27 protein-coding genes are annotated in these 23672 nt (G+C 40.3%); 6 read left to right on the top strand and 21 right to left on the bottom strand.

What is annotated here, in order from left to right:
- Positions 1-61: 61 nt before the first annotated feature.
- The 8 genes from nifS to LBN07_02080 form a co-directional block, all read right to left on the bottom strand.
- Entirely contained in the window at positions 62-1231 is a 1170-nt protein-coding gene (gene nifS, locus LBN07_02115) for a cysteine desulfurase NifS (GenBank protein MDR0850260.1), read from the bottom strand.
- A complete protein-coding gene (locus LBN07_02110) occupies positions 1228-1707 on the bottom strand; it encodes an Rrf2 family transcriptional regulator (protein MDR0850259.1) in 480 nt (159 codons plus the stop codon). The genes nifS and LBN07_02110 overlap by 4 nt, the downstream gene beginning before the upstream one ends.
- 182 nt (positions 1708-1889) lie before the next feature.
- Entirely contained in the window at positions 1890-2219 is a 330-nt protein-coding gene (gene trxA / locus LBN07_02105; protein MDR0850258.1) for a thioredoxin, read from the bottom strand.
- Between the two features lie 107 nt (positions 2220-2326).
- Positions 2327-3577: a histidine--tRNA ligase gene (hisS, locus tag LBN07_02100; protein ID MDR0850257.1), complete on the bottom strand. Its 1251-nt coding sequence runs from the start codon at positions 3575-3577 to the stop codon at positions 2327-2329.
- Positions 3578-3883: 306 nt separating this feature from the next.
- Positions 3884-5221 (bottom strand): ATP-dependent protease ATPase subunit HslU, encoded by a 1338-nt coding sequence (gene hslU / locus LBN07_02095; protein MDR0850256.1) that lies wholly within the window; start codon positions 5219-5221, stop codon positions 3884-3886.
- Positions 5222-5317: 96 nt separating this feature from the next.
- Positions 5318-7417 carry a type I DNA topoisomerase gene (gene topA / locus LBN07_02090; GenBank protein ID MDR0850255.1) on the bottom strand — a complete coding sequence of 700 codons (2100 nt, stop codon included), beginning with the start codon at positions 7415-7417 and terminating at the stop codon, positions 5318-5320.
- Positions 7418-7528: 111 nt separating this feature from the next.
- A complete protein-coding gene (gene dprA / locus LBN07_02085) occupies positions 7529-8611 on the bottom strand; it encodes a DNA-processing protein DprA (GenBank protein ID MDR0850254.1) in 1083 nt (360 codons plus the stop codon).
- A gap of 8 nt (positions 8612-8619) precedes the next feature.
- Entirely contained in the window at positions 8620-10149 is a 1530-nt protein-coding gene (locus LBN07_02080; GenBank protein MDR0850253.1) for a YifB family Mg chelatase-like AAA ATPase, read from the bottom strand.
- 203 nt (positions 10150-10352) lie between these two features.
- Here LBN07_02080 and LBN07_02075 point away from each other — a divergent pair, with 203 nt between their 5' ends.
- Positions 10353-10907: a hypothetical protein gene (locus LBN07_02075; GenBank protein ID MDR0850252.1), complete on the top strand. Its 555-nt coding sequence runs from the start codon at positions 10353-10355 to the stop codon at positions 10905-10907.
- A gap of 25 nt (positions 10908-10932) precedes the next feature.
- On the opposite strand, the gene rplS is transcribed toward LBN07_02075, so the two are convergent.
- Both rplS and LBN07_02065 read right to left on the bottom strand, forming a co-directional pair.
- A complete protein-coding gene (rplS, locus tag LBN07_02070; protein MDR0850251.1) occupies positions 10933-11310 on the bottom strand; it encodes a 50S ribosomal protein L19 in 378 nt (125 codons plus the stop codon).
- A 282-nt stretch (positions 11311-11592) separates the two neighbouring features.
- Complete coding sequence (locus LBN07_02065; protein MDR0850250.1) at positions 11593-11853, bottom strand: helix-turn-helix domain-containing protein; 261 nt, start codon at positions 11851-11853, stop codon at positions 11593-11595.
- Positions 11854-11964: 111 nt separating this feature from the next.
- Between LBN07_02065 and LBN07_02060 the strand changes: the two genes are divergently transcribed.
- Entirely contained in the window at positions 11965-12144 is a 180-nt protein-coding gene (locus LBN07_02060; protein MDR0850249.1) for a hypothetical protein, read from the top strand.
- Between the two features lie 34 nt (positions 12145-12178).
- Here LBN07_02060 and tyrS read toward each other — a convergent pair whose 3' ends face one another.
- From tyrS to LBN07_02035, 5 genes are all read right to left on the bottom strand, one after another.
- The gene (gene tyrS / locus LBN07_02055; GenBank protein MDR0850248.1) at positions 12179-13402 is read right to left on the bottom strand and encodes a tyrosine--tRNA ligase; all 1224 of its coding nucleotides are present in this window, start codon (positions 13400-13402) and stop codon (positions 12179-12181) included.
- A gap of 288 nt (positions 13403-13690) precedes the next feature.
- Entirely contained in the window at positions 13691-14122 is a 432-nt protein-coding gene (locus tag LBN07_02050; protein ID MDR0850247.1) for a YraN family protein, read from the bottom strand.
- The gene (locus LBN07_02045) at positions 14115-14720 is read right to left on the bottom strand and encodes a ribonuclease HII (GenBank protein ID MDR0850246.1); all 606 of its coding nucleotides are present in this window, start codon (positions 14718-14720) and stop codon (positions 14115-14117) included. Before LBN07_02045 ends, LBN07_02050 begins: the two co-directional genes overlap by 8 nt.
- A gap of 145 nt (positions 14721-14865) precedes the next feature.
- The gene (ylqF, locus tag LBN07_02040) at positions 14866-15705 is read right to left on the bottom strand and encodes a ribosome biogenesis GTPase YlqF (protein ID MDR0850245.1); all 840 of its coding nucleotides are present in this window, start codon (positions 15703-15705) and stop codon (positions 14866-14868) included.
- Between the two features lie 256 nt (positions 15706-15961).
- Entirely contained in the window at positions 15962-16480 is a 519-nt protein-coding gene (locus LBN07_02035; GenBank protein ID MDR0850244.1) for a hypothetical protein, read from the bottom strand.
- A 537-nt stretch (positions 16481-17017) separates the two neighbouring features.
- Here LBN07_02035 and LBN07_02030 point away from each other — a divergent pair.
- From LBN07_02030 to LBN07_02015, 4 genes are all read left to right on the top strand, one after another.
- A complete protein-coding gene (locus LBN07_02030) occupies positions 17018-17209 on the top strand; it encodes a hypothetical protein (protein MDR0850243.1) in 192 nt (63 codons plus the stop codon).
- Entirely contained in the window at positions 17187-17714 is a 528-nt protein-coding gene (locus LBN07_02025) for a hypothetical protein (protein ID MDR0850242.1), read from the top strand. Before LBN07_02030 ends, LBN07_02025 begins: the two co-directional genes overlap by 23 nt.
- A gap of 2 nt (positions 17715-17716) precedes the next feature.
- Entirely contained in the window at positions 17717-18229 is a 513-nt protein-coding gene (locus LBN07_02020; GenBank protein MDR0850241.1) for a hypothetical protein, read from the top strand.
- A 274-nt stretch (positions 18230-18503) separates the two neighbouring features.
- Positions 18504-19562: a site-specific integrase gene (locus LBN07_02015; protein MDR0850240.1), complete on the top strand. Its 1059-nt coding sequence runs from the start codon at positions 18504-18506 to the stop codon at positions 19560-19562.
- A 207-nt stretch (positions 19563-19769) separates the two neighbouring features.
- Here LBN07_02015 and trmD read toward each other — a convergent pair whose 3' ends face one another.
- The 6 genes from trmD to LBN07_01985 all read right to left on the bottom strand — a co-directional run bounded on the left by trmD (position 19770) and on the right by LBN07_01985 (position 23524).
- Positions 19770-20438, bottom strand: a complete 669-nt coding sequence (trmD, locus tag LBN07_02010; protein ID MDR0850239.1) for a tRNA (guanosine(37)-N1)-methyltransferase TrmD — start codon at positions 20436-20438, stop codon at positions 19770-19772.
- Positions 20429-20920 carry a ribosome maturation factor RimM gene (gene rimM / locus LBN07_02005; protein MDR0850238.1) on the bottom strand — a complete coding sequence of 164 codons (492 nt, stop codon included), beginning with the start codon at positions 20918-20920 and terminating at the stop codon, positions 20429-20431. The genes trmD and rimM overlap by 10 nt, the downstream gene beginning before the upstream one ends.
- 135 nt (positions 20921-21055) lie before the next feature.
- Positions 21056-21283, bottom strand: coding sequence for a KH domain-containing protein (locus tag LBN07_02000; protein ID MDR0850237.1), 228 nt, complete (start codon positions 21281-21283; stop codon positions 21056-21058).
- 33 nt (positions 21284-21316) lie between these two features.
- Entirely contained in the window at positions 21317-21628 is a 312-nt protein-coding gene (gene rpsP / locus LBN07_01995) for a 30S ribosomal protein S16 (GenBank protein ID MDR0850236.1), read from the bottom strand.
- A 216-nt stretch (positions 21629-21844) separates the two neighbouring features.
- Positions 21845-23170, bottom strand: coding sequence for a signal recognition particle protein (ffh, locus tag LBN07_01990; GenBank protein ID MDR0850235.1), 1326 nt, complete (start codon positions 23168-23170; stop codon positions 21845-21847).
- Positions 23171-23185: 15 nt separating this feature from the next.
- Entirely contained in the window at positions 23186-23524 is a 339-nt protein-coding gene (locus tag LBN07_01985) for a DNA-binding protein (protein ID MDR0850234.1), read from the bottom strand.
- Positions 23525-23672 lie beyond the last annotated feature (148 nt).

Below are 23672 nucleotides of genomic sequence, written 5' to 3'. Positions count from 1 at the left end.
CGCGGGCTGTTAAATTTTAAAATCTGTTTTAAATTTATAAATAAACTCATAAGCTATGAATTTATTTGGGTGACTTGCGGTTAAGCGGCGACATCTCACGCAACTTTTTCACGTTTTTCTTAAGACTCTCAACCACATAGTCCACTTCCTCGCGAGTGGTAGACTTTCCGAATGAAAACCTTATTGACCCCTGAGCATATTCAGGCGGTGTGCCGATTGCAACAAGAACATGCGAGGGCTCAAGGCTGCCCGATGAGCATGCAGAGCCTGTTGACACAGCGATTCCGTCCATATCCAAAAGAAGCATCAAGCTTTCGCCTTCAATAAAGTGAAAGGATATATTAACAACACCCGGAAGTCTCTGAGCGGGGTGACCATTGATTGAAATGTCCTCTATCTGCTCGCTGACTTTCTTTACAAAATATTCACGCATAGCCTTGAGCTTTTGGCTGTTTACCGACAGATCGCGCACAGCGATTTCGATAGCCTTTCCAAGTCCTACCGCACCTGCCACATTGCTTGTGCCGCCGCGCTTACCCTTTTCCTGACTTCCGCCATAGATTATCGGTTCAATTTTTATGCCTTTTTTCACATACAGCACGCCTATGCCCTTTGGCCCATAAATCTTGTGAGCACTCAAGCTTAAAGCGTCCAGATTCATAGCTCCCACGTCAATGTTTACAGCGCCTATCGCCTGAACCGCATCAGTGTGGAAAACCACTCCCTTTTCGTGCGCAATTTTGGCAATGGTCTGAAGGTTCTGAACAGTTCCTATCTCGTTGTTGGCAGCCATTATGCTGACCAAAACAGTTTTATCGTTTATATAATGCAGCAAGTCAGGTATACTTACAAGACCATATTTATCTACATCAAGATAAGTAACCTTAAATCCAATTTTTTCAAGAGCCTTGCAGGCTTCAAGCACACTGTGGTGCTCAATTTTTGAGGTAATAATATGATTGCCCTTTGCGCTGTTAGCAATAGCCAGCCCTCTGATTGCCCAGTTGTTGGCTTCCGTTCCGCCGCTGGTAAAATATATCTCACCCCTGCTTGCCCCAATGGCTGCTGCAACCTTGTCGCGGGCAGCATCAAGAAGAGCCAGAGCCTCGCGTCCAAAACCGTGAAGACTGTTGGGGTTGCCGTATACTGTGTTAAAAACAGGCAACATCTCAGTGAGCACCTCATTTGAAACATAGGTTGTTGCCGAATTATCCAGATAAATTTTTCTCATAATTTTTTCTCCTTTATGGGAATTCTTCCCGTTGCCCGCGAAGAAACCTCCGTCGGTGATTTTTGGTTTTTATTACCGTTAATATACTCATCCATCATCTGCTGCAGTGTCAGGCGGCTAAGCACATCGTTTATGCTAAAATAGATGATTTCAAAAATATTTTTGTTGGGACAGTTCTTAGATTTACAGTCATTTGCTACGCATGAGCTTAAGAATAAATCTCCTTCAAGGCTTGTCAAAATCTCCCCTATCGAAATCTGCGGCGGCGGACGGCTTAGCACATATCCCCCGCTTGAGCCCATCTGTGAAGTAACTATACCGTCCTTTTTTAGGGTGTGCATAATCTTTTCTAAGTATGCCGGACTGACCCCTGCAAGAGCCGAAAGCCTGCTGACCGAAAGCGCAACTTTACCAAAGTTTTGCCCCAGCACAAACGATGCTCTCAATCCATATAACGCTTTTGCAGAAAACTTCATAACAACTCCTACCATTTTAGTCTGACTTGCTATATCCTAACACATTCCCGCGCGTTTGTCAATAATTTTAACAACCAACTCTATTTAATATTTATATAAATATTATAGCATACATTGTCATAAAGTCAAGACAAACCTTTTTTTCAAATGGACACAAAAAAAAACGGCAACTGCCGTTTTTTTTATTCTTCTCCGATATAGTTTTTCAGAGTCTCAATTATCTGGGCTTTTTGTTTTAGCCCCACAAGGCGCTCTATCTCGTCGCCATCCTTAAAGATTATCATGGTCGGAACACTCATAACTCCAAACTGCTTGGCAATTTCAAGTGACTCGTCAATGTCAAGCTTTGCAATACCAATATCCACTTCATTTTCATTTGCAATCTGCTCCAGAATTGGGCTCAGCATTTTACATGGTCCGCACCATGTTGCAAAAAAGTCAATCATCACAACCGATTTAGATTTTATCACCTTTTCAAAATTACTTTCATTTGCGTGTTCAATTTCAATCATATAACCACTCCTTAATTTTTAATGTTACATTTTTACTATACCATAAACTTCTTCAAAAATCAACCCCAAACGGACTATTTTTGTCATTTTTCGACATGTAATTAACACTATTTTATCAAATCGGCAACTTTGTCTGCTTCCACCTGCTGTTCCTGACCGCTAGTCATATCTTTCAATGTAATCTTTCCGCCGGCAAGCTCTTTTTCGCCTATTATAATATTATATTTCACACCCAGCTTATTAGCATACTTAAACTGTGCCTTAAAGCTTCGGTCACACAAGTCAACCTCACAGCTAATACCCTTTTCGCGAAGTTTAACTGCAATTTCAATATCAAGATTAGTATTAAGCTCGGTGGCCTTTGTTATGTATACCAAAGTCTTTTGGGGCTCACAAATTTCTATCTCCGACTTTTCAAGGGCAAACAGCAGTCTTTCAATACCGCAGCCAAATCCAAAAGCAGGGGTTTTAGGTCCGTCAAGGCTTTCAACCAGATTGTCATACCTTCCGCCTCCGACAAGTGTAATTGTTCCCACGCCTTTAATATCTGTCATAATTTCAAATACCGTTTTGGTATAGTAATCAAGACCTCTCACAAGGTCGCCGTCCACAATAAAATCAATTTTGGCGTCTTTTAAAAGCTTTTGCACCTGAGTAAAGTGTATCTTACATTCGTCACACAAAAAATCAGTAACTTTAGGTACGCACTTCAATATTTTTTTACAGTCCTCGTTTTTACAGTCCAAAATACGCAACGGATTTGTCTTAAATCTGCGATTGCAATCAGGACACATAACTTTTAGCTTACTTCCCAAAAAATTGGTGAGCACTTCGTTATATTTTTTCCGGCACTCTGGGCACCCGATTGAATTAAGATGCAGCTTAAAGTCCCTAAACTTTAAAGCCTTCAAAAAATCTATAGCTACGCTTATGCCTTCAAAATCAGCTTTGGGTGAACTCGCTCCAAAATACTCCACTCCAAATTGGTGAAATTCTCTGAGCCTGCCTGCTTGAGGATTTTCATACCGAAATGACGGCATTATATAATACAGTTTTGTGGGCTGCGGGTCGTTGAACATTCCGCTTTCAACAAATTCACGCACAACTCCTGCCGTGCCCTCGGGCTTAAGCGTAATACTCCTGCCGCCCTTATCCAAAAAGGTATACATTTCTTTGTTTACTATGTCAGTACTGTCACCCACTCCGCGCAAAAACAATTCAGTATATTCAAATGTGGGCGTACGTATTTCAGAGGCGCAATACAGCGTCATGAGCTTTCGTATGTTATCCGCAATAAACTGCCACCTGAAACTATCCTGCGGCAGCATCGATTTTGTCCCTTTGGGTTTTTCTATCATGTTCTTCCTCCTTTCAAAAGACGTAAAAGCTATCGTAAAACGCTTAAAACTCATATAATACCCATACCGTTCAATAAACCGCCTTCCTTCTCTTCTTTAAAGGGTAAGTTGTTAAGTGAGTATAAATTAATGCTCACAAATCATAATAAAAGTTCTTACCTGCTGCGACTGGAGTTTTGAAATTGTGAGTGCACAAAAATTTTATATCTTCTTCCACTCCCTGTTGCTGTAAAATTTCTGAAACGAATAATTTCAAAACTCCAAAGTAAGCAGCATTTAAACCATAATAATTATTCAATTAACAACTTACTTTCCCTTAAATCCCACAACCATCTTCGGGTCTCTCTTACGGCTTGCATTTTCAAGCACTTTGTGCACATATTCCTTGTCTATAACAACATCCAGCATAGGATGCCCGCCGTCGGCATTAAAGCTAATATCCTCAAGCAGTTGCTCCATAACAGTGTGAAGCCGCCTTGCCCCAAGATTTTCGGTGTCGTTGTTTTCTTTTTCGGCAAACTCAGCAATGGTGGAGATCGCCTCTTTCTTAAACACCAGATTGATATTGTCCACCTTAAACAGTTCGCTATATTGAATTGTTATAGCGTTTTTAGGCTCAGTCAAAATACGTTCAAAATCTTTAGCCTTAAGACTGTCAAGCTCCACCAGAATTGGGAACCTGCCCTGAAGCTCAGGTATAAGATCCTCAACCTTGCTTATATGAAAGGCACCTGCTGCAATAAACAAGATATAATCCGTGCGTATCATTCCATATTTTGTGTTTACTGTGCTGCCTTCAACAATAGGAAGAATATCCCGCTGCACACCTTCACGGCTCACTTCGGGCCCGTTACCCCTGCCACCCTTTGAAGCGATTTTATCAATTTCATCAATAAATATAATACCTTCCTGCTCAGCTCTTTTTATGGCTTCACTGTTTACGCCGTCTAGGTCAATAAGCTTGTCGCTTTCTTCAATAGTCAAAATTTCTCTTGCCTGCTTAACGGCCATCTTGCGGCGCTTTTTTCTAACAGGTATAATTCCCTCAAAAATATTGCCTATGTTTATTCCGCCGCCCATGCCAGGAACAACCTCAATATCCTTGGGGGTGTCCTTTACGTCTAACTCAATAACCTCATTGTCATACTCTCCAAGCTCGAGCTTCGACTTTACCGTTTCGCTCAGCAGTGCTTCTTCACTGGTGGCGGCCACGGTTGACGCCTGTGCCTTTTTGAGAGGATATATAATATCAAACAGCCGTTTTTCAACCAGCGGCTTTACCTTAGCAGCAACCTCCTCAATCTTTTCATGCTTAACAAGATGAATTGAAACCTCTACAAGGTCTCTAATCATACTTTCAACATCTCTGCCCACATAACCCACTTCAGTAAACTTTGTGGCCTCAACCTTAATAAACGGAGCTCTGACCAGCTTAGCAAGACGCCTTGCTATTTCGGTCTTTCCCACACCTGTGGGGCCCTTTAAAATAATATTCTTGGGCGTAATTTCATCCCTCATAGTCTTGTCAAGCTTGCTTCGTCTATAACGGTTCCTAAGAGCTATCGCCACCGCCTTTTTAGCCACTGCCTGGCCTATAATATACTTATCAAGCTCTTTTACTACTTCTTTAGGTGCTAAATCCATATCTTACTCCTTTTGCGGGCAAACCCCGCCAGCTACGGCAATATAGCCGCACTTACACACCGATATCGGTGTAGCGGGATGTCCCGCATATATTCTTTACTTTTGTTCGGGAGGGTCACTTCGGGTATACTTACAGTCTTTGTTTGAACACTTTATTTTTGTTTCTTCTTTCATAGGTTTTTTAGTGAGAAAGCTCTTGCACTCAGGGCACTTTTCTTCTATCGGAATATCCCAACTTGCAAACTTACAGTCAGGATATCCTTCACAGCCATAAAACAGTGTGCCGCGCTTGCTCTTTCTGGCATATATATTTTTTCCGCAGTCAGGGCACTTAGCTACAGGGATTTTGGGTCCAACATCGGTCAGGCTCTTAACATTCTTACAGTTTGGAAAGTTGGGGCAAGCCAAAAACTTTCCGTATTTGCCCATACGAACCACCAACATAGCTCCGCACTTTTCACAAGGTATGCTGCTTACTTCAACCGGCACTTTTATGCCGTCTCCGCCCAATGCTTTTGCCACCTCTTTTTCAAAGCCTTCATAAAAACTTGCCACCAAATCCTGCCACCGAATAGCCCCCTCTTCAACCTCATCAAGCTGCGTTTCCATCTGAGCGGTAAAAGTTACGTCCATAATGTCGTCAAAATACTTCTCCAAAAACTCAACCACGGTTGTGCCAAGCTCGGTGGGAAGCAGATATTTTCCGTCTTTTTCGGTGTATCTTCGTTTTGAAAGTACCAAAATCGTGGGCGCATATGTCGCAGGTCTACCAATACCCTTCTCTTCCATAGTTTTAACCAAACTCGCTTCGGTATATCTTGGCGGCGGCTTGGTAAACTTCTGTTCCTTTAATATGTCATGCAGCGTCAGCTTATCGCCTACCACAAGGTTTGGCAGCTGAATCTGCTCGCTGTCTTGGTCATCTTTGTTGTCCTCATACACTTTATAAACAGCGGTATACCCCAAAAATAACGGAGTTTTACCTGTAACCTTAAAGCCGTAAATACCTGCGTTTATTAGAACCGACAGAGCATCAAAAGTAGCTTCGCTCATTTGGCTGGCCAGAAATCTGTCGTATATTAATTTATAAAGCTTGAAGTTATCCGGACTGAGCGAATTTTTGGCAATTTCGGGTGTAATAAACAAATTTATCGGTCTTATCGCCTCGTGGGCGTCCTGAGCATTCTTTTTTGTTTTAAAAACATTAAAAGACGCTGGCACATAATCTTTTCCAAATTTATTTATTATAAACTCCTTCGCTATCGCCTGTGCTTCGGGCGAAACTCTGGTAGAATCTGTCCTTATATATGTTATGAGAGCCGTCTTGCCTTCGCCCTTAATCTCAACGCCTTCATAAAGCTGCTGCGCGGCCATAGTAGTGCGTCTCAGCGGCATACCCAGCTTATTGAGGGCATCCTGCTGAAGCGTACTTGTAACAAAAGGCGCCGGAGCATTTGAACGGGCGATAGATTTTTTGACTTCGGCGACAATAAAATCTTGCTTTTTTGCATAATCCACAACCTCCAGCGTTTCTTTTTCGCTGTGGCTTTGATATTTTTTGCTCTCTTTAAGTGCAAGGGCTGCCTTAAACTGTGGGCTGCTAAGCTTGCTGAGCAATGCGTTTATGTTCCAATATTCTTCGGGCTTAAAGTTTTTTATCTCGCGTTCGCGGTCAACCACAATTTTGAGTGCCACCGACTGCACCCTTCCGGCGCTAAGGTTTTTTTGTATCTTTTTGTTGAGCACAGGTGAAGCCTTATATCCCACAATACGGTCAAGTACGCGCCTTCCCTGCTGTGCATGCACCAAATCCATGTTTATCGCACGCGGGCTCAAAAGTGCCTTGTTAACAGCATTTTTTGATATTTCATTAAATTCAATACGACAGGGTTCACTTTCATTTATACCCAAAATATGCCCCACATGCCAAGCAATTGCCTCGCCCTCTCTGTCAGGGTCGGTTGCGATATATACTTTACTTGCTCTGTCTTTCTTGGCCTTTAACTGCTCAACAATATCGGTCTTGTCAGGCATAAGCGTATACTTGGGCTCAAAGTTATTATTAATATCAATACCAAAGCCCTTTTCGGGCAAATCTCTGATATGCCCTTTTGTGGCCACAACCTCAAAACCCTCGCCCAGATATTTTTTTAATGTATCCCTTTTACCCGGTCCTTCTATGACAACTAAGTTCATTAATTTCTCCTTTTATGTTCAACCACAATTTCATGTACGATACTTAGGTTATGGGTAGCAAAGATATTTAGTTTTTTAGCGAAAAACTAAATATCTCTGCCACTTACACAATTAAATAGTATATAAATTTCCTGCTAGTTTTTTTATTAAACCACGAATTGACATTGTTGTCAACAAAGTATTCAAACTTTTCGCGTCAAATTTACAAATATCTATCATTTCCTGAAAACTCTTTTCGCCCGATTTCAACATATGTATTATAGTATTTTCGTCCCCGCTTAGTGTTGAAACCGTCGGAATATTTATCTTAAGCTGCATATTATATACATTCAGAATATCAGTTATGTCTACAACAGGAATTGCATGAGAACACGCAATTGCTCTGTTTGTGCCCATACTCGCCGAACTTGTAATGTTTCCGGGAACTGCAAACACATCAATATTATTTTCTATAGCATAGTTTTTAGTATACAACGCCCCGGACTTTGCGCCCGCCTCAGTAATTAACACTCCCTCACTGAGGCCGGCAATAATACGGTTGCGCACCGGAAAGTGAAAGTTCCTCAAAGCTAGCCCCGGCTGAAACTCCCAAATAAGAAGTCCATTCATTTCTATGTCTAGGGCAAGGTCGTGATTGCTTGCCGGATAGATATTGTCATAGGCCCCTGCAAACACTGCAATGGTTTTACCTTTTCGCTCTAAAGTTGTTTGATGCGCAATTGAGTCTACACCCGGGGCCAGCCCGCTGACAATAGTGAAACCCGCATCACACAAATCTTTGCTAAACTTTTCGGTTACAATTTTCCCGTAGTTAGTGATATACCTTGTGCCCACAACAGCAAAACATCTGCTCTTTAAAAGTCTTGTGTCACCCTTGCAATAAAGCACAAGCGGAGGGTCACCAATCTGTTTAAGTCTTTCAGGATAGTCAGTGCCTGTCATAGTCACAACTTTTATGTCTTTTTGGTCTATATCATCAAGCACACTTCTAAGTGTGTTTTGTTTTATTGAGCTTAGCATTATATTAAAAAGAGACGCAGACAAAACAGGAACAAGCTCATCTTTCATCGTCTCAAAGTTTTTCCGCAAGTCCTTAGGCTCCTCCACCATCAAGAGCAGCGCCTGTTTCTTTTTGTAGCTCAGCTGCATAAAACTATCCAGCCACACCAAACACAAATCATTTTCGTTAAGCATAGTTCTCCTTACCAATATTTATTGTCAAGTGAGCGATAACTTATAGCTTCCAAAAGATGCTCACTATTTATCTTTTCGCTACCTTCAAGGTCAGCTATGGTTCGCGCCACCTTCAAAATGCGGTTGTGCGCTCTGGCGCTTAGCTTGAGACTTACAAAAGCTGTCTCTAAAAGTTTTGTAGTCTCAACATCAAGTGTACAATATTTTTTGCACATAGCGCTTGTCATTTTGCTGTTGCTGAAAGTCTTTTTGTCGTCAAATCTCAAAAGCTGAATTTTTCGGGCGCTGTCTACTCTACTTTTTATACTCTCAGAGCTTTCTTCATTTATGTCCCCCGAAATCTCCTGAAAGCTCACTGCGTCCACTTCAACATGCAGGTCAATTCTGTCCATAAGCGGCCCGCTGAGCTTATTAAGATATTTGTGTATCTGCGCAGGTGAGCATTTACATTCCTTAAGCTTGCTTCCATAATTCCCGCACGGGCAGGGGTTCATGCTGGCAATCAGCATAAAGCTGGCGGGATACTCTATACTGCGAAGGTTTCGCGCCACCACTACCGTGCCGTCCTCAAGCGGCTGACGCAGTGTTTCTATCGAGTGTCTGTTATATTCAGGAATTTCATCCAAAAACAACACGCCATTGTGAGCAAGACTTATCTCACCGGGCTTAGCTTTGCCTCCGCCGCCGGTAAGAGCCACAGTTGTCGCTGTGTGATGCGGTGCTCTGAAAGGCCGCTCCAAGACTATGCCCGTTTTTTCGTCAAGGCAGCCCGCAATACTGTGGATTTTAGTAACTTCCAAAGCCTCTTCAAATGTCATGTCAGGCAGAATTGTAGGTAGGCACTTCGCGAGCATAGTTTTCCCGCTGCCGGGAGGGCCCAGCATCAAAACGTTGTGTCCGCCGGCGGCGGCTATCTCTAAAGCACGTTTGGCGCTGCTCTGGCCCTTGACCCAAGAAAAATCGCTTTCTGAAACAAACTGCCGCTTAGCCTGCTCATAACTTGAGGTCGTCACCTTTTCAAAGTGCTGCTCACCATTTAAAAAGTCTACAACATCGCCCAATTTTTCAAGGGCATAAATTTCCATATTAGGAGTAAAGCTTGCCTCCTTGGCGTTTTCTTTAGGAATTATTATTTTTTTTATACCTGACTTTCTGGCCGATATCAAAATAGGCAAAACCCCGTTTGCCTTGCGGATAGAGCCATCAAGTGAAAGCTCCCCTATAAAAACAATATCCTTTATGTTTTCTGTTTCAATCTGACCGGTAGCGCTAAGAAGACCTATAGCAATGGCAAGGTCCAAAAGAGAACCCTCTTTTTTGGTGTCTGCAGGAGCAAGATTTATGGTTATTTTATCAACCGAAAACTGATACCCGCTGTTTTTGATTGCCGACCTCACGCGTTGCTTGCTTTCTTTGATGGCAGTGTCAGCAAGACCCACCACATCATATGACGGGAGCCCCTTATTGATATCAACTTCAACCTTAACTCTATAACCCTTAAGCCCGTCAAGCGCAAAACTGTTTATTATAGACAACATACCTTTCTCCTACGTAATCTCATACTGTTACTTTTTAAGTATACTAAAAATTTGGAGTTTTTCAAAATAAATTTGATACCAAACCCCAAGCATATAAAAATAAAGGTATTGAACTATTTTATCACCTGTGTTAAAATAAAAATAAAGCCAGCGTAATTAAAGGATAATTTGGCTTTACTTCTTTGCAATAACGGAGGTGAGATATGGATAAATTCGGTAATATAATAAGTGCTTATTCATGTACAGGCAAAACCACTCTGGGCAGGGATAAAAAATACGCTGATAATGTTATCAAAGACCTTGGGGTCTCTAACTACAGATATTTGCTGACCGATGAGCAAAGAGCAATTCCTGCTGAAGCATTAAAAGGAACTGATGTTAGAACCCAGAATCCACAATTCCCACAAAATTATATAGATGCAGTCATAGAGGCTGCAAAAAAATATAAACTTGTGCTGCTTGCTCCAAGTCCTGTATATCTCCCCCCTCTGACAGAGCTTGGTTACGAACCTATACTAGTGTTTCCTGCCATTGAATGCAAATATGAATATATTGAGAGGGCCGAACAGCGAGGTAATAATGAGACCTTCATACAACAGTTAACCGAAAAATGGGAAGAACGAATAAATGAAAGGCTTTCTATGCCATATAAAAAAATAATTTTGAGCAAGGACGAATATCTTGAAGACGGCCTGCTACGCGAAGGGTATCTGACCGAACAAGACCTTGAAATTTTTACAGAAGCTAAAGAAAAATGATAGGAACAACCTATCATTTTTGTTATTATTTTGCTTCTTTGATGTCTTTAGTGTTTTTGCCTTCTCTTTTTTCTTGAATTTTGGCAGCGTTTCCTGTGCGCTCTCTCAAATAGAACAACTTAGCACGTCTGACTTTACCTTTTTTGAGCACCTCAACACGGTCAACCTTTGGGCTGTGCAGCGGAAAAGTTCTCTCAACTCCCACACCGTATGAAAGCCGTCTCACAGTAAAAGATTCTCTTACACTTCCGTGACGTCTGGCGATTACAACGCCTTCATAGCCCTGCAGTCTTTCTTTGTTGCCTTCGATAATCTTAACATACACTTTAACGGTGTCGCCCACATCAAACTGCGGAACGTTCTCCTTAAGATTTTCTTTCTCAATAATGTCTATCAGGTTCATGACTTATACCTCCTTAATAAAAGAATATACCTAAGTGTTCATACCCTGAGCAGTTAAAGAGCTCTGTTGATGCAAGCAAATATGCCTCATATAACATTTTGGATAGCGGACCACCCGAAGTCTAGAGAGAATTATAACATAACAAAACACTTTTGACAAGCACTTTTATGGCTTTTAAAACAATTTAATTTTTGCGGCCTCAATCAAGTATACTGCAAAAGATATAAAACCATGACAAAATAAAAAAGCCACAGCTGCAATGTGACCCTTTTTATTATACATTTATTCTTTTTTGTTATCTTTTATGTTCATCATATAGTTTATAATAACTCTTCTTCGCTCTTCCGGTGTTTCTATCTCTAAGAGTTCATCGGCTGTTACGTCAAAAATAACGCATAATTTTCTTAGGTCGCTTGAATTCGGCTCTGAAAGTCCCTGTTCCCAGCTTGCGTACCCCGTTCGGCTCATATTCAACAATGTCGCCATTTGCGTTTGCGACAAACCTCTTATTATTCTCAGTTCCTTTATTTGGTCTTTTAACATGTAAAAATTTTAACATACGCTACTAATTTTTAGTTGACATGACTAAATTTTAGTCCTATAATATATTCTTACATTAAAGAAGTCTTTTATGCAAACAAAGGGAGCTTTTATATGAAAAACTGTGATATTTTCTTTTCAAAAGATAAAGAACCATCAAAAATTGTATTATATAAAAAGCTTGGAGTTTTAGAAGAATCAATAAAAAACAGGCTGCCAAAGGAATTACAATCCGATTTTGACAACCTTATTAAGCTTTATGAACAAATTATAGATGACGAACGAGTTTTATAAAAAGTAATCAGCCACAACTAAAATACTGCAGGTTTTATTTAATTATGACCTTAACAAATTTGTTTTTGCCTTTTTGGATTACATATTCGCCTTTACTCAATCTTAGAGCCTTATCCTTAACAACCTCACCATTCACCTTTATTCCACCGCCTTCAATCATTCGGCGCGCGTTGGAAGTGGAATCTTCAAGTCCCCCTTCTACCAAGGCATTAATTAAATAAATTACACTTTCATCGGTAGCTTGACCTTCTGTGTTTTTACCCACAAAAGAAACAAACGGGTGTCCTCCACTACTATCAAGCACCACTTCTTTTATATCATCAGGTATATTATTGCTGGCTACAGTAATATACCTTTCTTTAGCTTGGGTTGCATCCTTTTTGCTGTGATACATCTCAACTATTGTTTTAGCATATTCAAAATGCGCCTCTCTCATGTTTTTACAAAGCTCCCGAGCCTCTTCAAGCAGGATATCAGTGGTCAGTCTGAAGTAGTCAAGCAGAACACTGTCGGGTACCTTCATACATTTTTCAAACATAACAGCCGGCGGCTCGTCAATGCCGATATAGTTATCCAAAGACTTACTCATTTTTTCTTTTCCGTCAAGCCCCACCAGAAGCGGAAAAGTAATAACCTCCTGCGGAATTTGTCCATAGTCCTTTTGAAGGTCTCTGCCCACAAGCAGATTAAAAGTCTGGTCGGTGCCTCCAACCTCAATATCAGCCTTAATCTGAACCGAATCAAAACCCTGCATAAGCGGATACATAAGCTCATGAACACCAATGGGCGCGTTGGAATTAAATCTTTTGCTAAAGTCATCACGTTCTAAAATTCGTGCCACCGTATATTTGGCGCAAAGCTCTAAAATATCCTTAAAACCCATTCTTTCAAGCCACTTTGAATTATATACAATCTCCGTTTTCTTGGGGTCCAAAATTTTTGTAACTTGCTTAAAATACGTAGCTCCGCTGGCTCGGGTCTGCTCTAACGTAAGAGCGGGCCTTGTTTTGCTTCGCCCGCTAGGGTCCCCCACCATTGCAGTAAAGTCACCCACAATAAACACAACTTTGTGTCCGGCATCCTGAAACTTTTTGATTTGACGCAACACCACAGCGTGACCCAAATGAAGATCAGGCCGGCTCGGGTCAGCCCCCAACTTGATTACAAGCTGTTTGCCGCTATTTAGTCTTTCTTCCAGCGACTTTTCTTCGGTTATCTGCACCGCAACTCTTTTAATTCCGCTTAGTAATTTATTCATTTTTTTCTCTCCTTTAAAAAACAAAATCCTATGAAAAACTCCATAGGACGAAAATTTCGTGGTACCACCTAATTTCACAAAAGTTACCTTTTGCCTCTTTTGCCAACTGCCTTAGGCTTGTTTGCTGACAGCATCGTAATTCACAAAACATTCCCCGAAAGTTTCTCACCAGCCAACTTTTCTCTAAATTCCAAAATGTCCGCTACTATTATGCTTCTTAGCGCAAATATTGATTATATACTTATTATATCAAAAACAAATCTTTTTGTCAAATATTTAATATGCGTTTTAAAAACACCCTTCAAGATGCTCAATTGTATGTTTATCTGCACTTCCCACAATTTCAATGCAGTCAAATCGGCAACCAACATCAAGCATACGTTTAGATTTTAAAAAAGCCTCGGCAACCTGTCTTATTTTACGTTGCTTAAAAGTATTGACTGCTTCTCTGGGAGTTCCCCTGCCAAGGCTTGCTCTCATCTTAACTTCCACAAAAACAATGGTGTCTTTCTGTTGTGCTATTATGTCAATTTCTCCGATTTTATTTGTGTAGTTTACAGTAATTATTTTATACCCTTTGTCCTTCAGAATTTTTTCGGCAATTGCCTCACCGATATTACCGGTTTGTTTATTAAAGCTTCTGCTGCCGGAAAATTTTTCAAGCGCTTGATCAAACTGCTGATGCTTGTTATATTCGTTTATATCTTCTCTGCTATACATTTTGAGCCTCCACAAACTTTTTAATAAAAGTCTTTCGGTGAATTTCGCACGGGCCGTGCCTTTTAAGGCTTTCTATATGCTGCTTTGTGCCGTAGCCCTTATGCTTTTCAAATCCGTAGTTGGGATATTTTTTCGCGTGCTCCGTCATAAGCCTGTCCCGATAAACCTTTGCAAGAATACTTGCTGCCGCAATAGTATAACTTAGGCTGTCGCCGTGCACTATATTCTGCTGCGGAATTTGAATATCAATATGCACAAAATCGGTAAGCACGATGTCAAGCTTGGTTTTCAGCCCCAAAACAGCTTCCTTCATGCCAAGCTTAGTGGCATTAAGAATGTTTATCTCATCAATTTTGGTATGCGCAATTTCTGTTATATTATAATCCATAGCAATAGCTAAAATTTTTTCAAACAATTCCTCACGCTTTTTGGAGCTAAGCTTTTTGCTGTCATCAACTCCTTCTATTATATTATCCATCGGCATAATCACAGCAGCACAAACAACGGGTCCGCAAAGCGGACCTCTGCCAGCCTCGTCAACGCCCGCAATGATTTTTCCTTTGTATTTATTTTCGTATTCAAACATATCTTTTGTCATAAATAAATCCAATCTGCCTTTTTCCTCTTCTCAGTACACAAGCGGAAGCTGTAAAATTTTGAACGAACAAAAAAATCATTACGGGAACTTCTCAGAATGCTGTATTTTTTCAAGTGAACAATTTTATAACTTCTGCTTGTGTCAATCATAAATTATCCAAAATAATTTTGCCGAATTTGCCATGCCTGAAGTCATCTATAATAACTCTGGCGGCACGCTCATAATCAAAATCTCCGTCACGAAGAATTGCTTTTCGTGCCCTGCAAATACTATCAAAAATTTCAAGTGTTTCATCGGTATTTTCTATATTAATTTTATATCTTTCACCAATCTCCGTATTGAATTTACCCTTTATTTGCCCCAAAAACGAAAAGGCAAGCTCCGCAACATCTAAAACGTCGTCTTTTATACTACCGATATAGGCGAGATTAAGTGCAGTATTATGGTCCTCAAAACTAGGCCATAATGTGCCGGGAGTGTCCAGAATTTCGATTCCGTCAACCATCACCCACTGTTTGCCGCGGGTGACTCCGGGCTTATTTCCTGTCATAGTTTTACCCTTGCCGCAAAGGTTATTTATAAGCGTACTTTTTCCGCTGTTGGGCACACCCACCACCATGGCTCGGATAATTTTTGTTATCCCTTTTTGAGCTTTAGCCTCAATTTTTGGAGCAAGCAGTTTTTTTATTATTGATATAATAATCTTAGCACTGCTTGAGGATGTACTGTTAAGCATTACTGCCTCACTATTTGGTGACTTAAAATATTTGACCCATTTGCTTAGCTCGGCCTTTGGTGCCATATCAGCTTTATTTAAAACATAAATTATGGGCTTGTTTCCGGCAAGCTTAGTAAGCTCGGGATTAACGCAGCTTTTGGGAGCACGGCTGTCTAAAACATAGATAACTGTATCCACAACCTTTATTTCTTTTTCCATCATACGCAGGGCCTTTGTCATGTGCCCGGGAAACCAATTTATCTTCATTTTTCGCCACCTTTACAATCATTCATACGCCGAAATTATACACTATTTTAGGCAAAAACGCCACTAAAAATTTGGTTTGTGCGGAATAAATCTTATGAATCAAAGAAAAAGCCGAAACCGCAAAAACCATGCCACTAATTATGCCACTTGAAAATATCTTAAATTTTCAAACACAATAAAAATTAAAAAATAGGTGTAATATCATGTCCAAATTATTTTTTGCAAACAGCCTCAAACATTGGGGCTTTTTGCGTTGTTATTGTTTTACAATCTTTTTATCTTTTAATTTCAACATGAAAGCCGCCGCAACCTGCACAGCAACCAAAACGATTATCGTAGCCAAGACAGCCCAAAAGCCGCTATATAACTCATAAGATTTTATTGGCGAATAAGCAATAGATTCTAATATTTTGATGCTTTCTGTAAGGATTAAGTAAAACGCAAAAAATGAAAATGCAAGCGTCGTCATGCGTGAAATGTGATGGTTAAGATATTTATACTTGTCGCCCTTTATCGCCCCAACAATATGCAACACAAAAGAAGCAATCGCCCAAACAAGATAGAAAGCAAATATATAAATTGTGTATGGCTCTGCTTGATAGTATGAGCGAGCCGAATATTCCGTTATAACAATTTGATTAAGAATTTCATCCCAATGAGATTGCCATATAACTCCATAATAATTCAGTGAAAACAAAACAAAGACCGCCACAAACAACACGAACCCCGCAATACTCAACACAAACCACGCAATATGCTTTTTGTCTTTTATCATGCCGCCTCCTTGTATATTGGCGACATTTTATAAATAAAATGTGCCGCCCCCGAGGGAACGGCACAAGTGCTAACACCATGTTCCCAAGGTAAGTTGCGACACAAACCTCACTCTCACGAGTTTGGAACTATGGCAGAAAGCCAAAAGTTATTCCTCGTGAGAGAAATTAAAATGAGATTTGTGTCGCATTTATATTATGCCATAAAAATGGCGAAAACGCAAACAATACTTATATATGTTTATACTATCTTTTCACTTCTGCTTTTTGTTTAATACATTATACGAAATTACAAAATTAACAACAGCCAAACTTTAATATAGTTATACTATCTTTTGTTTGCAAATAATCAAAAACAGAAGTTTTGAAAGCCCACACATTAAAATAATTATACTATTTTTGTAAACTTAACTTTTTAGCGAAAAACAACACACTGACATATTTTTAGGAAAAAGACTATAATAGGACATAGGACAAATCTTGTTGTCTACGATGCGGAATGAACCATGAGAATTAAGAACCAAGGAGGGTTCTGAATCATGGATAACAAGACAATCAAAGAAAAGGCGAAAGAGTTGCGGCGAGCATATAAACGCCAATACTACGCCAAGAACTGCAAGCGTGTGCGAGATTATCAAGCGGCATGGTGGGAACGCAAAGCCGCCACCGAGCTTGAAAAGGTATCACCAAGGGGAAGTGGCGAAACTCATGGGGGTGAAGCCCGTGAGTGAACAAACACTATTTTTAGGGTTTTCGCAAGCCGCCGCCATTGAATTAAAACTGACGACAAGCCACCTTGTTATTTTGCGTTGGATAACTGACAATATTGTCTCTAATAGGTTTGATATACGACTTGTAAACGGATACCGCTGTTTTATTTATGGTGGCGGCTTGTATGCCGAGATTTTACACGACTTGCCAATTTTGAATATCAAACCGACTACGCTATCAAAAATTATCTTCGCACGCCTTGCCGATGCAGGTGTTTTGATTCGTGAGATAGAACACTATGGCAACGGAACAAACACAGGGTTTAGGTTTGGTGAAAATTATCACAAATTGTTTTTAATACCTTGCGTCGCCCCACAGAATGCCCCACAACGCAAGCAAGAGCAGAATGCAGGACAAAACACGAACCAAAATGCTTGCGAGCAAATAAGCCCCGAAATTAACATGAGTGGTCAAAATTTTGACTATGGCAAAGCGGCGACTATCCAAAAAATTGGGGGTTGCTGATTATGAACAATAATGAAATACAAACGCAGTTTACTAAAATTAAAAGTCTTCTTGCCGAGATAGAAAATTCGCAAGAAATACAAAAGCATTTAGATATATTATATAAATATATATTTAGTAATTTAAGTATAAAGTCTATGCTCCCTGCTCCGTTTGATTTTAACTATCTTGTGGGGCAAATACGAAAATGCTATAACTCTGCCGATTGTGCTTTTACACTTGAAGAAGTAATTAGCATCTTTGATTATTTTATTAAGCAACATGAAACCAAGTTTGGAATTGGCAAGCACCCACGCATGAAAAATCAAACGATTAAAAATATCTTGCAGGCATTTGGCACTTGCACACAAACAGACGGATGCGAGAGAGAAATTGAACACACACTTGAACCCGATGATTACTACCCTATCATTGACAAATTCTTTGAACTAAAAATTGACGGCAACTATGCGATTGCCCTTTTTATGTCGGGCGATTTTAGGGGCAATCTTTTTTTCAAAATTGGTGGCGGATAGCACAGCCACAGGCGAACCACCCACGCCTTAAAACCCAGCGAGGATACAGAATTAGCGAGTTATCGCAAGCGGGGTAAAAATGGGGCGAAAAAGCAAAAATGAAGTTATAAAAACGATTAGCACAATGCTAAATTTTTTGCCTTATGCATTTGTCGAATCTATTGAAAGGATGGTAAAATTAAATGTGCTTGAATATCACGGCACAATGAACCATGACAACTTAATATCAAAAAATAATTTGGTTGTGAGTTGCACCTCTCAAAAGGAGGACACAATGCATAGACCAAAAAATTGCTCACTTTTTTATCGCCCTGACCGCAACGGGTGGGAAGCAAGAATAACCTTGTCTTGCGGAACACAAAAGTATATTTGCTGTCTTGCGAACAAAACCGAAGCTCACAAAAGGCTTTTAGAAGCACACAAGAACAGGAAGAAACTAAAACCCACAAAAGCGGAAACAAAAGAAAAAGAGTTTACTTTATTTGCATGGCTTGACCATTGGTATAAAACTTTTAGAGAGCCAAAACTTGCCAAAGGTGATAGATGCGAAAAAGGCGAATTGGCAAAAAACACTTTGATAACTGATGTATCTTTTATCAAACGCATTAAGAAAACCTTTGACGATATGCCCTTGTCCAAGTTGACCGCTGACTATATCCAAGAGAAATTAAACAATGACCCATTAACAAGAACTTGCGAGGGTGTTTACACAGCTTTGAAATTGGCACTTGAAAAAGCCAAGAGCCGAACAGGTGGACGAAGCGTAATGGAACAGGTGGAAAAAGTGAAACATGAAAGAAAACGAGGGCGAGCCTTAACAAAAGCAGAGATTGAAAAATTGCTTGAAGTTGCCGACAATCAAACAGAAAAAGATATAATTATGGTTTACATTTACACAGGAATGAGAGTTGGCGAAATAGATAGAGTTCTTGTAAAGCATATAGACTTTGCAAATAACGAGTTTTATATTGACGGAACAAAAACCAAAGGCTCACGGCGAACAATGCCAATATTGCCACCGCTTAAACCCATACTTGAAAGATTGGTTGCAAACCGAAACGGCGAAGAAAAACTTTTTGCAAAGCACACAATAAACACAATAAGAAACTTCTTTAAGTTGATTAAAGAAAAATCACAAATTAAGTTTACATTAAAAGACCTCCGCCACACTTGTGTAACGAATTGCAAGGACAACGGAATACCAATAAGTGTTTATTTTCGTTGGTTTGGTTGGAGCGATGACACAATGGCACGCAAAGTTTACACTCATGTAACAGACTTTGAAAGGAGCGAATCACAAAAATGGGCAAGTAAATTTAGCAATGCCACTTAAAATGCCACTTAAATTTGCAACTTTTCTTAAAAACAGGTGGCTAAAAACACTAAATATAGGGGCAAAACAGCCTAAAAACACCCATATTTGGTGGCTAAAACTTATCAATATGCCCCGGAAACCATTGAATTACCATCTATTCCTCCTTGCGGGGATGTCCCCAGCTTGTCCGACGCCGCCTATGGCGGCGTTGCAAATCCGCCCCCATCAATTACTATCCAATAAATCCGGCCGTCTCTTCTTTGTTATCTGTTCGCTCTGCTCCTGTCTCCATTTTTTTATCTCAGCATGATTACCGCTTAGCAAAACCTCAGGTACTTTCAGTTTCTTAAACTCCGCAGGTCTTGTGTAGTGCGGATACTCCAAAAGTCCGCTCACAAAACTCTCTTCCTCAATCGAGCCTTTCTCAATCACTCCGTCCACATAACGGCTTACAGCGTCCGTCAAAACTTCGGCGGCAAGCTCCCCGCCGGTCAAAACGTAATCCCCTACCGAAATTTCTTCGTCAATCAGTAAATCAATCACACGCTGGTCGATGCCCTCATAATGCCCGCAAACCAAAACCAAATGCTTAAACTTGCTGAGCTGCTGAACCTTCTGCTGATTTAGCACACTACCTTTGGGGCTGAGATAAATCACATGCGAGTTTCTTTTTTTGACAGATTTTATAGCGTCATAAAGCGGCTGCGGGGTCATAACCATACCGCTGCCTCCGCCAAAAGGAGCATCATCGCACTTTTTATGCTTGTCATTGCTAAATGCTCTTATATCAATCAGGTTTATTTCAATTGCGCCTTTTTTTACGGCTCTGCTTATTATACTATGCTTGAAACTTTCAAACATATCAACAAACAGTGTCAGAATATCTATCCGCATACCACAACCTCTTCAAGTTTTTCCAAAAACACTGTCATAATCTTTTCTTCAAAATCTATCTTTTTGACAAGGTCACTTAAAAACGGAAATCTATTTTCGCCCTTACGTCCGACAACGGTATAAACATCAGCACTGCCATATTGCTCAACACTTACAATTCTGCCCCACTCGTCGCCTGTGTCATCCACCACCAAAAGCCCCAGCATTTCACCAATAAGATATTCATCAGCACCCAGAATGCCCAAAACACTTTTGTCAGCAAAAATTTCTTTGTCGCGAAAAATCTCCGACTTTTCTGGCGTGTCAAAATCCTCAAGCAAAAGATAGGCATATCCCATTCGCACACCTGACGTTTTCACAAGATAAGTCTTTTGGTCTATATAAATCTTTTTCAGGTCCCGAAAAGCCTCTTCGTTATAAGGCTTAACCTTAACCTCACCCTTAAGTCCCCAAGGCTTCAAAATCTTTCCTATCTCTATCATGCCTATATATTATCACAAAAAACACAAAAACAAAAACAAAAAATAGAACTATACCCAAAGGCTGTTATTTCAAACTAAAAAATCAAAAAAAGGCTCAGACTTTTTGTCTGTGCCTTTTGCTGAGGACTGAATTTTTCAGTTTATCTTAACAACATATTTTTTGCCGGTGCGCTTACTTGCCGAGCGCACAATAGTGCGAATCGCTCCGGCAATCTTTCCGCCTTTGCCCACAACTCTGCCAATGTCTCCTTCGGCTACGGCAACATGAATTATGTTCATATCGCCGTCAAGTGTTGTTTCAATCTTGATGGCACTTTTGTCTTCCACCAAATTTTCAACCAGATATTTTACCAAGTTTTCCATTATATTCTCCTTGTTTTCAGATACAACCAAAAATTATTCTGCTTTGGTATCTTTGCGGGCCTTAGTTACGCTTTTGGGCGCAAAAGGTTTGGCGTCTTTTTTCAAAATTACGCCGGCCTTAACCAAAACAGTTCTAGCAGTCTCAGTAGGCTCTGCGCCATTCTTAATCCACTCAGCAGCCTTCTGTTTGTTAATAACAATTTCAGCCGGATTTTTAAGCGGGTTATAAGTGCCGAGATTGTCAATAACCTTTCCGTCTCTTGCCACTCTAGAGTCAGCAACAACCACTCTATAGAATGGTGATTTTTTGTCTCCAAGTCTTGTCAGTCTTATTTTTACAGCCATGTTTTCTTCTCCTTTTTTACTTTTTTTATTTTAAGGTGGCACACATATATCACGCAAACAATTTTGTAAGTCATATGTTGGCTAGGCAAGCGTGTATATGTGTCTTTGAAGGTTTTGCAAGCGGCAAAGCCGCCGAAGCCTTAATGAAAAGATACATATACACGCTTACCTTAAATACTTAGTTGAATGATATTTGTGCACCACCTGTCGACCGATTTATCCAAATAATCCCTTAAGCTTATGCATGTTCTTGCCGCCTTGCATCTGCCTCATAAGGTCTTTGGTCTGTTCAAACTGTTTAAGCAACCTATTAACATCCTGAATCTGCGTGCCGCTACCGGCAGCTATCCTCTTTTTTTGAGAGGCTTTTATTATATCAGGATTTCGCCTCTCCCTTTGGGTCATACTCTGAATTATCGCCTTGTTTTTTAAAAGCTCCTTTTCATCAACCTGCATGCCCTTGAGTTTGCTCGCCGCCCCCGGAATCATCGCCAGCATGTCGTTTATGTTGCCCATCTTTTTCATATTTTCCATCTGACTGAGATAATCCTCAAAGTTAAAGTTGTTTTCTCTAAACTTCTTTTCAAGCTTTTTGGTGTCCTCTTCGCTTACCGCAACCTGTGCCTTTTCAATTAGGGTCAAGACATCCCCCATACCCAAAATACGCGAAGCCATGCGGTCGGGATAAAACGGTTCTATGTCACCGATTTTTTCACCCACACCGCAAAACTTTATGGGTTTACCCGTAACTTCTCTTATGCTGAGCGCAGCTCCCCCTCTTGTGTCGCCGTCAAGCTTGGTTACAATCACCCCCGTTATGTCAAGGTCTTGATTGAACTTTTCAGCCACATTAACCGATTCCTGACCCAGCATGGCATCAACGGTGAGCAGTATTTCGGTGGGAGCCACTTCCTTTTTGATTTGTTTTAGCTCATTCATAAGCTCTTCGTTAATAGAAAGCCTACCCGCTGTGTCGATAATAACCGTGTCATACGCCATTTTGTTTGCATATTCAATGGCCTGTTTGGCGGTTTTCACAGGGCTTTGCGTACCTTTTTCAAAAACTTCCGCTCCTGCGGCTTTACCCACCACCTGAAGCTGACTTATTGCTGCAGGTCGATATATGTCTCCCGCCACTAAAAGCGGTTTTTTACCCTGCCCTTTAAGCATCATTGCAAGCTTTCCGCACATAGTGGTTTTTCCTGCACCCTGCAAGCCGCACATCATAACGATTGTCGGCGGTTTGTCCGAAACCTCAAGTTTGGTGTTTTTGCTACCCATAAGCGCAGTCAGTTCTTCGTTTACTATTTTTATCACCTGCTGGCCGGGCGTAAGACTTGTTAAGATATTTTCTCCGAGTGCCTTTTCACTGACAATATTGACAAACTTTTTAGCAACAGCAAAGTTTACGTCAGCCTCCAAAAGCGCTACCCGTACTTCTCTCATAGCATCCTTAATCTCAAGCTCAGTAAGCTTTCCGCGCTTGGTAAGTTTGCTGAATATATGATTTAAACGCAGGCTTAAACTTTCAAATAGTGCCATATCTATCCTCCTTTTTTATATCAAATTTATTTTATCAAGCTTTTTTGTAATCTGTTCAAGGTCTTTTATTTCGGTATGTTTTTTAGATATGACCTCAAGTTTTTCAATTTCCTGCTGCATTTTTTTAAATTTTTCCAAGATTTTCAGTTTCTTTTCATATTGTTCAAGAGTCTTCAGTGTTCTTTTTATAATATCATTCACTGCCTGACGGGTGCTGTCCACACTTATTGCAATTTCACTTATTGAAATATCCCTGTTTAAAAAGTAACTCAAAATCTCCTGCTGTTTGTTTGTCAGAAGTGACTTATAAATCTCAAAAAGCAATCCGCATTCCAAATTCTCTTTTACGTTCATATCTGTCACCTCGTAAAGTTTTTTTTCTTTACACGTCACATTATATCAGAAATATTCTGTCCTGTCAACATAAAAACGCAAAATCCCGGCCCCATACCATTGGACCTCATACTCTTTCAAAACTATTATTTTTCAATGAGTATTGACA

The organism is Christensenellaceae bacterium, assembly GCA_031260975.1.
Lineage (GTDB): Bacteria > Bacillota > Clostridia > Christensenellales > UBA1242 > JAISKJ01.
Note: the sequence above shows the minus strand (reverse complement) of the source record. Positions and strands in the feature narration are given on the sequence as shown.